The organism is Tabrizicola soli, from assembly GCF_015999335.1.
Classification (GTDB): Bacteria; Pseudomonadota; Alphaproteobacteria; order Rhodobacterales; family Rhodobacteraceae; genus Tabrizicola; species Tabrizicola soli.
Genome location: NZ_JAEACP010000009.1, coordinates 168,509 through 179,698 on the forward strand (window position 1 = coordinate 168,509; position 11,190 = coordinate 179,698).

9 protein-coding genes are annotated in these 11,190 nt (G+C 69.9%); 1 reads left to right on the forward strand and 8 read right to left on the reverse strand.

From position 1 onward, the window contains the following. Positions 1-5: 5 nt before the first annotated feature. Genes lptC through I7S92_RS10290 form a run of 3 tightly spaced genes read right to left on the reverse strand, consistent with a single transcriptional unit; the run spans position 6 to position 2,176 of the window. Positions 6-653, reverse strand: a complete 648-nt coding sequence (lptC, locus tag I7S92_RS10280) for an LPS export ABC transporter periplasmic protein LptC (RefSeq protein WP_197643621.1) — start codon at positions 651-653, stop codon at positions 6-8. Then, positions 619-1,581, reverse strand: a complete 963-nt coding sequence (locus I7S92_RS10285) for a KpsF/GutQ family sugar-phosphate isomerase (protein WP_197643623.1) — start codon at positions 1,579-1,581, stop codon at positions 619-621. Before I7S92_RS10285 ends, lptC begins: the two co-directional genes overlap by 35 nt. Next, positions 1,562-2,176 (reverse strand): ribonuclease D, encoded by a 615-nt coding sequence (locus tag I7S92_RS10290; protein ID WP_197643625.1) that lies wholly within the window; start codon positions 2,174-2,176, stop codon positions 1,562-1,564. The genes I7S92_RS10285 and I7S92_RS10290 overlap by 20 nt, the downstream gene beginning before the upstream one ends. Positions 2,177-2,287: 111 nt before the next feature. Between I7S92_RS10290 and I7S92_RS10295 the strand changes: the two genes are divergently transcribed. Further along, positions 2,288-4,801: a glycosyltransferase gene (locus tag I7S92_RS10295; RefSeq protein WP_197643628.1), complete on the forward strand. Its 2,514-nt coding sequence runs from the start codon at positions 2,288-2,290 to the stop codon at positions 4,799-4,801. A gap of 584 nt (positions 4,802-5,385) precedes the next feature. Here I7S92_RS10295 and I7S92_RS10300 read toward each other — a convergent pair. The 5 genes from I7S92_RS10300 to I7S92_RS10320 form a co-directional block, all read right to left on the reverse strand. Next, entirely contained in the window at positions 5,386-6,477 is a 1,092-nt protein-coding gene (locus I7S92_RS10300) for a flagellar basal body P-ring protein FlgI (RefSeq protein ID WP_197643630.1), read from the reverse strand. Continuing rightward, entirely contained in the window at positions 6,474-7,475 is a 1,002-nt protein-coding gene (locus I7S92_RS10305; RefSeq protein ID WP_197643632.1) for a flagellin family protein, read from the reverse strand. The genes I7S92_RS10300 and I7S92_RS10305 overlap by 4 nt, the downstream gene beginning before the upstream one ends. Further along, on the reverse strand, positions 7,472-8,935 hold the full coding sequence (flgK, locus tag I7S92_RS10310; RefSeq protein ID WP_197643634.1) for a flagellar hook-associated protein FlgK: 1,464 nt from the start codon (positions 8,933-8,935) through the stop codon (positions 7,472-7,474). Before flgK ends, I7S92_RS10305 begins: the two co-directional genes overlap by 4 nt. A gap of 6 nt (positions 8,936-8,941) precedes the next feature. Next, complete coding sequence (locus tag I7S92_RS10315) at positions 8,942-10,249, reverse strand: flagellar hook protein FlgE (protein ID WP_197643636.1); 1,308 nt, start codon at positions 10,247-10,249, stop codon at positions 8,942-8,944. A gap of 96 nt (positions 10,250-10,345) precedes the next feature. After that, on the reverse strand, positions 10,346-11,173 hold the full coding sequence (locus I7S92_RS10320; RefSeq protein ID WP_197643638.1) for a flagellar motor protein MotB: 828 nt from the start codon (positions 11,171-11,173) through the stop codon (positions 10,346-10,348). Between the last annotated feature and the right edge of the window lie 17 nt (positions 11,174-11,190).

An 11,190-nucleotide genomic window follows, 5' to 3' on the forward strand; every position in this document is an offset into this window, starting at 1 on the left:
GAACCTCACGGGCCTGCGCCGCCCGGCAGATATACCAGCCGGACGCCTTGGGTGAAAACCAGAAGATAGGCGCCCGGGGTCACGTTGTCCTGACTCAGGGTCATGCCGCCCGCAACGATATCGCCCGCCGGGCCTTTCGCCCGCACCTCGCCCCGGCTCTCCAGGCCCGAACGGTCCAGCTGCGCCGCGATCTCGGGTGTATCCAGCACATAGCCGCTGCTGGTCGTGACCTTGACTCCGCCCGACAGCACCACCTGCTTCGCCGCATCGTCCATCACCGCCGTCGCCGCATGCAACTCGGTCCGGGCGCCGTCGGGGGTATCGAGGTCCAGCCGCAGGCCGCGCGCCTCGGCCGGGGTATCGGTCGCCTCGGGGCGTGCTTCCTCGGCGGTCAGGGTCAGGGCCGCGCCGTCGCTGGTGGTCCCGGCATAGCTGGGGGCGGTCATCCGCGGCTCGCGGGCCAGTTCCTCGACATCGACCTCGGCGTAAGGCAGGGCGTCCTCGGGGTCGATGCGGTCGGCCACGAGGAACAGCGTCGACAGGATCGCCAGCGCGGCCAGCGGCAGGGCGACCTTGAGCCAGCCCACCACCCGCGTATGCTTGTCGATCCCCGCCACCTCAGGCAACCCCGGCGCGCAGGCAGTCGTGGACATGCAGGATGCCGATGGCGCGGCTCTTGTCCTCGCCCGTGACCAGAAGGCAGGTGATCTTGCGGTCGTTCATCAGGGCCAGCGCCTCGCCGGCAAGTGCTTCGGTCCCGATGGTGCGCGGGTTCCGCGTCATCACCTCGCCCGCGACATGCGACAGAAGCCCGTCCAGATGCCGCCGCAGGTCGCCGTCGGTGATGATCCCGGCCAGTGCGCCATCGGCATCCGTCACGCCGACCACGCCAAAGCCCCTGCGGCTGATCTCGACCAGCACTTCGCCCATGGCCATGTCCATCGGCACCAGCGGCGGGTCGTCATGCATCAGATCCCGCACCTTCAAGAGCCGCGCCCCCAGCTTGCCGCCGGGGTGGAAGACGCGGAAATGCTCGGGTGTGAAGGCGCGATGCTCCATCAGCGCGATGGCCAGCGCATCGCCCAGCGCCAGCGTCATCGTGGTGGAGGTGGTGGGCACGATGCCCTTTTCGCAGGCCTCCGGCACCTGCGGCAGCAGGATCGCCACATCCGCCTGCCGCATCAGGGTCGAGCCCTCGCGCCCCGCCACGCCGATCAGCGGAATGCCGAACCGCTTGGCATGGGCCAGGATATCCGCCAGTTCCGGCGTCTCGCCCGAGTTCGACAGCACGATCAGCACGTCGCCCTCGGCCACCATGCCCAGGTCGCCATGGCTTGCCTCGGCCGGATGGACGAAATGCGCCGGCGTTCCCGTGCTGGCGAAGGTCGCCGCGATCTTGCGGGCGATATGCCCCGACTTCCCCATGCCCGAGACGATCACCCGCCCCTTCGCCGCCATCAGCAGAGCGACCGCCGCGCCGAAGCTGTCCCCCAGCGCGCCCGCCAGAGTCTCCAGCGCCCCGGCCTCGCGCCGGATCACCCGGCGGCCGGTCGCCAGGAAATCAGTGGAGGAAGATGTCATTCACGTTTTCCCAGCCCAGAAGATCCAGCTCGGCCCGGGTCGGCAGGAAGGCGAAGCACCGCTCCGCCAGTTCCATCCGCCCCTCGCGCTTCAGCCGCCCCTCAAGCTCCGCCTTCAGCGCATGCAGATACAGCACGTCCGAGGCTGCATATTCCTTCTGCGCCTCGGTCAGCACCTCCGCCCCCCAGTCGCTGGTCTGCTGCTGCTTCGAAACGTCGACGCCCACCAGATCGGCCAGCAGGTACTTCAGCCCGTGCCGGTCGGTGAAGGTCCGCACCAGCTTGGACGCGATCTTGGTGCACCAGACCGGGGCGGTCGTCACCCCGAACGCCTTCTTCATCACCGCGATGTCGAAGCGGCCATAGTGGAACAGCTTCAGCACCGCCGGATCGGCCAAAAGCCGCTCCAGGTTCGGCGCGCGCTCCTGCCCCTTCGCGATCTGCACCAGATGCGCGTCCCCCGTCCCGTCCGAGAGCTGCACCACGCACAGCCGGTCGCGGCGCGGATCCAGCCCCATGGTCTCGGTGTCGATCGCCACCACCGGGCCCAGCGTCAGCCCGTCGGGAAGGTCGTTTCGGTGCAGATGAATGGCCACGGGTCGGATCTCCTGAAATCCCACCCGGATTACGCCCGGCACCCAACGGGGTCAACACTGGCGGGCCGCACGGCCCCGCGCTAGGCTGAAGCCACCCCAGAAGGCACCCCGATGCTGCACCACGATAGCTTCCGCGATCCCGCTCCGGGCCAGCTCCGCGTACTCGCCGCCTTTTCCTTCCGATACGACGCCCATCTCGTCCCCGACCTCATCGAGAACATCCGCCCCGCCATCCACGGCTTCGTCGCCTGGGACGACCGTTCGGCCGAGGCCGCGCTGTCCGATGAGCCCGCCCGCCGCCGGCGCCTTCTCGCCGCCGCCCGCGAAAGGGGGGCCGACTGGCTCCTCGTCCCCGATCCGGACGAACGCTTCGAGCAGGGCTTCGCCACCTGGCTGCCCGCCCTCCTGGCCGAGGGCGATTGCCTCTGGCACTTCTCCCTGCGCGAGATGTTCTCGCCCACGGAATACCGCAGTGACGGTCCCTGGGGCGCGAAATCCGTGTTGCGCCTCTTTCCCATCGCCGCCGCCGGGGCCGAAGAGGCCGCGCTGCACGGCCTCTGGGTCGCCGACGACAGCGGCTTTCGCCGCCGCGCCAGCCGGATCAACCTTTACCACCTGCGCATGGCCTCGCCCGCGCGCCGCAAACTCCGACGCGAACTTTACGCCGCCGCCGACCCCGAGCGCCGCTTCCAGGCGATCGGCTACGACTATCTCGACGACGAGCGTGGCATGGTGCTGGAACCCCTGCCCCCCGGCCGCACCTTCGATCCGCCCTTCGTCGAGGATCACGGACTCTGGTCCCCCGACCCCGACGATCTGGGCGAGATCCGCCCCGATCCGCCCGAGGTCAGCCTCGTGCGCGTCGCCCATGCCCTGCGCCGAAGCGGCCAGCGCAATGCCTGCTATATCGCCAGCGATCTGTTCCATGCCGATCCTGTCGATCACGATCTCTGTTTCCTGGCTGCCAGCTACGCCTTCCAGTCCGGAGACCATCCTGCCGCCATCGCGCTCGCCGGGGAAATCCTGACCGCCCGGCCGCAGGATCTCTCTGCCCAACTGATCCGCGCCCGTTCCCTTGTCGCCAGCGGTCGAAAAGCCGGCCTGTCCGCCCTCGCCGCACGACTGCCCGGCAGCCCCGTCATCGCCGCCCTTCGGGCCGAGGCCGCGCGCCCGACCGCCGATTTCACCGCCGCCGATGCCCAGTGGCGCGACCTCGCCCCGCCGGATGCCGCGATCTACGAGGAGCGACCCGACCGCTCCGACCTCGCGACGGTGGTGATCGGCTTCCGCAGCCAGCCCGGCCTTCTGTCTGCCGTCCGCTCCGTGCTGGATCAGGGGACCGAGATCGTCGTGGTCAACTCCGGCGGCGGCAGCGTCCGCGCCGATCTGGCCCCGGTCGCCGACCGGATCCGGCTGATCACCAGCGACACGCCGCTCCGCGTCGGGGCCGCGCGCAACATCGGTGTCGCCGCCAGCCGCGCACCCTTCATCGCCTTCCTAGCCGGCGATTGCCTGGCGGAACCGGGCTGGGTGGCGGGCCGCCTTGCCCGTCACCACGCGGGGGCGGCCTCGGTTTCCACCGCCGTCAGCGGCCTGCCCGGTGCGGGCCTCGTCGCGCTTGCGGCCAACCGCCTGCGCTATTCCGCCCGCAATCCCTTCGCCGATCCCCGCAGCCTCTCGCATTATGGCCAGTCCTGCTCCCGCCATCTCCTCGGCCTCAGCGGGCACTTTCCGCCTGCACTTTCGGCGGGCGAGGATACCGCGCTGAACCGTGCCGCCGTCGGCTTTTCCCAGCCGCACTGGACGCCCGGGGTCGTGACCCTGCACCGCGACCTGACCGATCTGGCGCTGCTGGTGGCCGACGAGCGGATGCGCGGCCAGCGCCGGGCCGGTCACCCGCCCTTCCGCGCCCTCGCGGCCAGTCCGGACCCCGCGCTTGCCGCCGCGCCTTTCCTCCGCCGCCGCCTGCATCAGGCCTGGGAACTGGTCGCGCGCGAGCCCGGCCTGTCAGCCGCCGAGCGTCGGGCCGTGCAGGCGGTGCAATGGCTTGCCGCCCAGGCCGACGGGCAGGGCACCGTCGAGGGGTTGCAGCGGATCGCCCGCGCCGATGCGCTTCTGGCCCTGGCCAAGGCGCAGGAGGACGATCCCGATCAGGCCATTCCCCTGGCCGAGGAGGCCCTTGCCCTAGACCCGGAGGATCCGTCCAAGTCGCTCGCCCTCGGGCTCCTGCGCCTCGCGGCGGGCGACATGGCCGGGGGCGAGGCTGCGCTTCTGGCTGCCCTGGCCCTCTCTCCGGCGGATGAGCGGGCCGTCGCCGCCCTGATCGCCCTACGGGACGCGCTGGAGGGCCCCGTCGCGGCGCTGCATCTGGCCGAGCGCCTTGCCCTCGCCGCCCCCAGCGCCCGGCGTCTCTGGTCGCTGGCCGCCGATCAGGCCCTTGCGGCCGGGGATGCCGGCTGGGCTGTCGCGCTGGGCCGGGTCGCGCTTGCCTGCGCCCCGGCCCTGCCTGCAGCCCATGCCCATCTGGCCAAACTCCACGCCGCCGCCGGGGACCCTGCAGCCGAGGCGCGGCGTGCCGCAACCGCCGAGCGCCTCATCGCCGCCGAAGAGCGCCGCAAGGGATAGGCCATCCACTGGCGCAAGTGCCGGCCGTTTGGCGGAAGCGGGCCACTTCGGCATCAGCCGCAGGCCGCCGCCCCGGACCCGGTAGCCGAGGCGCCACCCCACCACCGCCGAGGAGCGCCGGGAGGGGTTGGCCATCCACCGGCGCAAGTGCTGGACCGTTCAACGGAGGCGAACCGCTTCGACGCCAGCCGCAGACCACCCGTCCGGGATCCGGCAGCCGAGGCGTGTCGCAGCCGCCACCGAGGAGCGCCGGGAGGGATAGGCCATCCACCGGCGCAAGTGCCGGCCGTTCGGCGGAGGCGAACCGCTTCGACGCCACTCGCAGACCATCCGTCCGGGATCCGGTAGCCAAGGCGCTACCCCACCGCCGCCGAGGATCGCCAGGAGGGGTTGGCCGCCCGCAAGTGCAGGTGTGGGGCCGTCCATGGGGAAGGCTCGCCCTTGCGGCTATCCCACCGGCCCGCCCCAGGTCCTTCGCCCAAGCCCTTTGCGGACCGGAACCCAAATCTTTCCAGTTCGTTAATCGGGTTCTGCAACCCTTTGATCCTGTTGCATCAGCACGGCTGGTCACGCGTGTCCAGATCTCAGTTGACCACGAACTCCGCATGCAGCGCCCCGGCTGCGTTGATGCTTTTCAGGATGTCGATCATGTCATGCGGAGCCACCCCCAGCGCGTTCAGCCCCGCCACCACTTCGGCCAGGTCGGTCCCGCCCCTGACCTCGGCCAGCCCGGTCCCATCCGTCCCGATCGAGGCGCTGGACCGGGGCACCACCACCGTCGCGCCCTCGCTGAACGGGTTGGGCTGGACGACCAGCGGGCTTTCCTCGACCCGCAGCGTCAGGTTCCCCTGCGCCACCGCGACCCGGCTGATCCGTACGTCGGCCCCCATCACGATCGTCCCCGACCGCTGGTCCACCACCACCCGGGCCCGCGTCTCCGGCTCGACCAGGATGCCCTCGATCCGGCTGATCACATGCGCGGGCGAGCGCATTCCCGCCGCCCCGATGTCCACCGCCACCGTGCCCGCATCCTGCATCACCGCGACCCGGCGGCCGAAATCGGCGTTCACCGCCCGCTCGATCCGCTCGGCCGTGGTGAAATCCGCCGATTTCAGCGCCAGACGCAGGTTCGACAGGCCGGAGAAATCGAATTCCACCTCGCGCTCGACCCGCGCGCCCGAGGGGATGACCCCGGCGGTCGGCACGCCCTGCACCACCCTTGCCGCCTCGCCCTCGGCCGAGATGCCGCCGGCGATGATCGTGCCCTGCGCCACCGCATAGATCTGCCCGTCCGCGCCGTTGAGGGGCGTCATCACCAATGTGCCGCCCAAGAGGCTTTTCGCGTCGCCGATCGCCGAGACCGTCACGTCGATCCGCCCCCCCGACCGGGCGAAGGGCGGCAGCTCTGCTGTCACGAAGACGGCGGCCACGTTCTTCGGCCGGAACTCCTCGCCCGTGACATTCGCCCCCAGCCGCTCCAGCAGGTTGGCCATGATCTCCTCGGTGAAGGGCGCGTTGCGGATGCCGTCGCCGGTGCCGTTCAGCCCCACGACCAGCCCGTAGCCCACCAGATCGTTGCCCCGCACCCCGTCGAACTCCACCAGGTCCTTGATGCGGATCGGTTCGCCCCAGGCGGCGGCGGTGAAGAGGAGCAGCGCAAGAAGGAGGCGGATCATCGCAGATAGTCCACAAGGCTGAGCCGCGAGACGCGGGCGGTGACGAGATAGAGCGATTCCAGCTGTCCGCGCAGCTCCTCGAGCCGGGTGGCGGCCTCATAGGGATCGGCCGCCCCGGTCTCGGAGCGCAGGATGCCAAGCGCCGTTTCCTCGGCTGAGTTGCGGACGGCGGCGGATTCGATCTTGGCCTCGACCATGCCGATCCGCGCCGCCAGATCGACCCGCGAGTCCTGCGAGCCTTGCAGCAGCCCGCCCGCCCGCTGCGCCAGATCGGCCCGCTCCACATGGTTGCTGCCCAGCACGCCACGGTCCAGAAGCGCGGCCAGGGCAAAGCCGTGCAGCGTGTCGCGGATCGCCGGGTCAAGCGCGGTGGTCGCAAGATCCGCGATCTCGCCAGAGGTGATCGGGCTGGGCGACAGCGGACCGCCCCCCTGATAGAAGGCCGCATAGCCGGCAGGGTCGGAGAACCAGGTCGCGACCGCATCGGCCACCTGGCCCGCATTGGTCGCGCCCGCCGCCGCGGTCTCCAGCGCGGTGAGCATGTCCTCGGCCGGGCCGAGTGGCGGCGTGCCGGTCGCGGTGCCGGCAAAGACCGCCCGCCCCCCCGCCTCGGCGTTCACGAGGCCCACTGCGCTGGCGAGACGCCCCCGTGCATCGGCCCCGAACAGACCGACCTGGGCCGCGGTCGCCATGTCCTTCGAACGCAGGAGCGAGGCGCCAAGGTCGGCCGCCAGCCCGGATAGACCGGCAAGCGCGGATTGCTGGGCCGCGGTCTGGAACGCGGCCTCGGCCGTGTTTCCGGCAAAGGATTTCAACCGCGCCAGGCTGGCGTCCACCGCCAGAAGCGGTGAGAAATCGCCGCGAAGCGCCTGGCCGAGGTCGCCTTGGCGGCCGCTGGCGACCTCATTGGCGGTCCGCTGGATCTGCGCGCGCAGCTGCGTGCCCTGGCGGGCGAGGATATTGGTCAGGCTGGCATCGCCCAGGGAAATCCGGCTCATTCTCCCAACCTCATCAGGATGTCGATCATCTGGTCTGCCGTCTGGATCACGCGGGCATTGGCCGCATAGTGCTTTTCAATGGTCAGAAGCTCCTGCATCTCCCGGTCGGTATCGATGCCGTTCTGCGCCTCGAGGTCGGTCAGCGCGGTCAGCCGCGCCGAAGCGAAGGCCTGGTCCGACTGGCCGGAAAGCCGCCGGGCGGAAGCGTCGGAGAGGACCTCGGCGGTGAGGGTCGCAAGGCTGCGCGAGCCGGCAGGCAGCGCGGCCGAGGAGAGCGGCCGCGAGCCGACAAGGGCGCCATGCAGGGCCTTCAGCAAGGTCGCGTCGCCCGGAGGCCCTTCGACCGTCGCGCCAAGCCCGTCCCGCAGCCGGTGAAGCGCCCCGCCCTGCTCGGGGTCGGCGGTCGCATTGACCTGCAGGCGGCCCGCCAGCCCCACCTCGTCGGCGGCCAGGAAGGGCGCGCCGGCGTCGGTGAACAGGCCCGGCGCGCCCGGCGTCGTGCTCGGGTCGAGGCCCGCAGCCGCAAACCGCTCCACCAGATCGCGGGCCACCGCGTCCAGCCTGCCCTGGGCGCCGGTCGCAAGCTCGTCCCGCACTGCAAACAGCGCCCCGAGCGAGCCGCCGAGGATCGGGCTGGCCGCGCCCGACGTATCATACGGCCGCCCGTTGATCGTGATCCCCGATAGCCCGCCGAGGGCCTGGCTCATGTCGGGCGTGATGGCGTGGACCGGGGTGAAGCCGATCTCGACCCGGTTCCCCTCCAGCAAGGGCGCGCCGCCGGTGGTGAACAGCGCGATCTGGTTGCCCTCGCGCTCGACCTCGCGCAGGGGCACGATGGTCGAGATCGTGTCGACCAGCCGCTGCCTTTCGTCCAGAAGCGCCGAGACATCGCGGCCCGTGCCGGTGAACGACCGCAACTCGGTGTTCAGGACATGCACCTTTTCCAGCGTGGAGTTCAGAAGCCCCACCTGGTCGGCGATCTGGCGGTCGGCGGTTTCGCGCGCGGTCTGGATGTCGCGGGTGGCCAGGGCAAGGCCCGAGACCAGCCCCTTTGCCGCCGTCAGCACATTGGCCAGCCGCGCCTGCGAGTCGGGGCGGCCCGCAGCCTCGACCAGGGCGGAGTCGAAGGCGGCGAGCCGCGCCGCGAGCGAGCCCAGGCTGTCGGGCGTGCCGAAAGCCTGCTCGACCCCGGCCAGGAAGCTCGCCCGGGTGTTGCGGTCGCCATCCCCCGCCTGCGCCAGCCGCCGGTTGGCGAGGAGCGACTTGTCCACATCCCGGCTGATCCCGGTGACCGAGACCCCCTGCCCGGTCCCGGCAAGGACCGCCGCGCGCAGCCCGACCTCGCGCCGGGCGTAGCCGGGGGTCGCGGCATTGGCCACGTTCGATGACAGGACCTCGGCCCGCCGGGACGCGGCGGTCAGGCCGGAAAGCGCGCTGGACAGGGCGGAGGTGATGCTCATGGCCGGTTACCGTTTGATGTTGGTGGTTTCCTGCAGCATCTCGTCCACGGTCTGGATGACCTTGGCATTGGAGGAATAGGCGCGCTGCGTCTGGATCAGGTTGGTCAGCTCGGCCGCGACATCGGTCTTGGACCCCTCGCGCGAATAGCCCTGGATCGAGCCGGTGGGCCCGCTGCCGGCATCCCAGAGGTAGAAGGAGCCGGAATCGGGCGAGACCTGGTAGGTCATGTTCGACATCGACAGAAGCCCGTTCGGGTTCGGGACGTCGACGATCGGGATCTGGTAGAGCCGCCGGGTGAAGCCGGTGTCGTAGGTCGCGTTCAGATAGCCTTTCTCGTCGACCTCGACCGTGGTCAGGTTGCCGACGGGCGAGCCGTTCTTGGTGATCTGCACCGGGGTGAAGTTGTCCGAGAGCTGGGTCAGCCCGTTCGGGTCGCCCGTCTTGCCGATGCCCACCGACAGCGGTCCGCCTGCCACGGTCAGCGCCAGTGTGCCGTCCGCCGGGTTGTAGGCCCCGCCCGAGATCACCGTGACCGAGGCCAGCGTACCCCCCGCACCGCGCGAATCGTCGAAGGTCAGCCCATATTCACCGATCAAAGCCCCGCCCTGGGCGGAATCGCGGATCTCCATCGTCCACTGGTTCGAGCGGCCGGTTGCCGGAACCACGGGGACGAAGGTGACCTCCAGCGATTCGGAGGTGCCGAGGTTGCCGAAATATTCCACCGACAAGGGCGGCGGGACTGCGGTGTTTCCGGCGAGCGTATAGGTCGCCGGCAGGTTCACGCCCAGGTTCATCGTCGTGGTCGGGTCGCCCGCCGTCTGGTTGGTGTTGATCACGATCGGCACCAGGCTGGAGATCGTGTCGCGCGCGAAAGACGGCATCGTGCCATCGGCGTCGGCCGGCCAGCCCAGGAGGACTAGGCCCGAATCGGTCTTCAGGACGCCGTCCGCATCGGTGCGGAAGCCGCCGGTCCGCGTCATCAGCATCGGCGTGTCGGATAGCGCGTTGCCCAGCGACACCTCGTTGATGACGGGTAACATGCCGCGCCCGGCGATGGCGATGTCCAGCGCATTGCCGGTGCCGACGAGATCCCCCCGCTCCTCGATCAGGCGGACGGTGGTGGCGCGGACGCCGCCGGCGGAATAGGTGCCCGAACCCCGGGCCGAGGTGATGACCATGTTCGCGAAATCGGTCGAGGCGCGCTTGTAGCCGTAGGTCGACGAGTTCGCGATGTTGTCGGAGATCGACGCCAGCCGCGTCGCATTGGCATTCAGGCCGGCCACGCCTGCGGACAGCGAGGAAGAGATCGTCATTGGAAAGCGCCTTTCTGCAGCTTCGACCCTGATGGGGGCGAAGGTGCATCAGCGGCGCTTAACAATGGCCTAACGGATAAAATTCGACGGATTCCCTTAGCGGTCGCGGCGCAGAAGGATGATCTCGATCCGGTTGTTGCGCGGGTCGGCCGGTTCGGTCACCGCAGGCTTGCGGTCGGCATAGCCCGAGACGCGCTGCATCCGTGCCGGGTCGAGTCCCGCCGTTTCCAGGAGCCCCCGCGTCGCCTGCGCGCGATCCGCCGAAAGGTCCCAGACCGGGTTGTCGATCAGCGTCACCGGCAGGGCGCGCAGATGGCCGCTTACCGCGATCTCGTTGGTGGTCAGGTTCAGCACTTCGGCCAGAAGCGCCGCGATCGACCTGGTGACGGGCGCGGGATCGGCCGATTCGCCCTCGAACAGCGGCGCTTCGGGAAGATCGAAGATCTCGATCACCAGCCCCTCGTCGGTGACGCGGGTCACGACATGGCGCAGAAGCTGCTGCATCGTGTTGCTTTCGCCGCCCCGCGCCAGCAACGCCTTTTCCACATCCTCGAGCTCGGCCTCCGCCCCGCCGGCGCCCCGGCCGGAGACCCCGGTGTCGGTCGCGGTCGAGGTCTCGCGATCCATCGCGCCGGTGCCGGTATGGGCCATCGTCTCTTCGGCAAAGACGCTGTCCCCGCCGAAGGCGCCGTCGCCCCCGCCCGAGATGCGGTTCACCGGGATTGTGGGATTGAAGTAGTCCGAAATCCCCTTGCGCTGCTTTTCCGTCGTCGCGTTCAACAGCCACATCAACAGGAAGAATGCCATCATGGCCGTCACGAAGTCGGCATAGGCCACTTTCCAGGCCCCGCCATGGTGACCGCCGCCCGCGACGACTTTCTTCCGCTTGATGATGACCGGCGCGCCATTGCCTGGCCCTGCCATCCCACATCACCCAATTA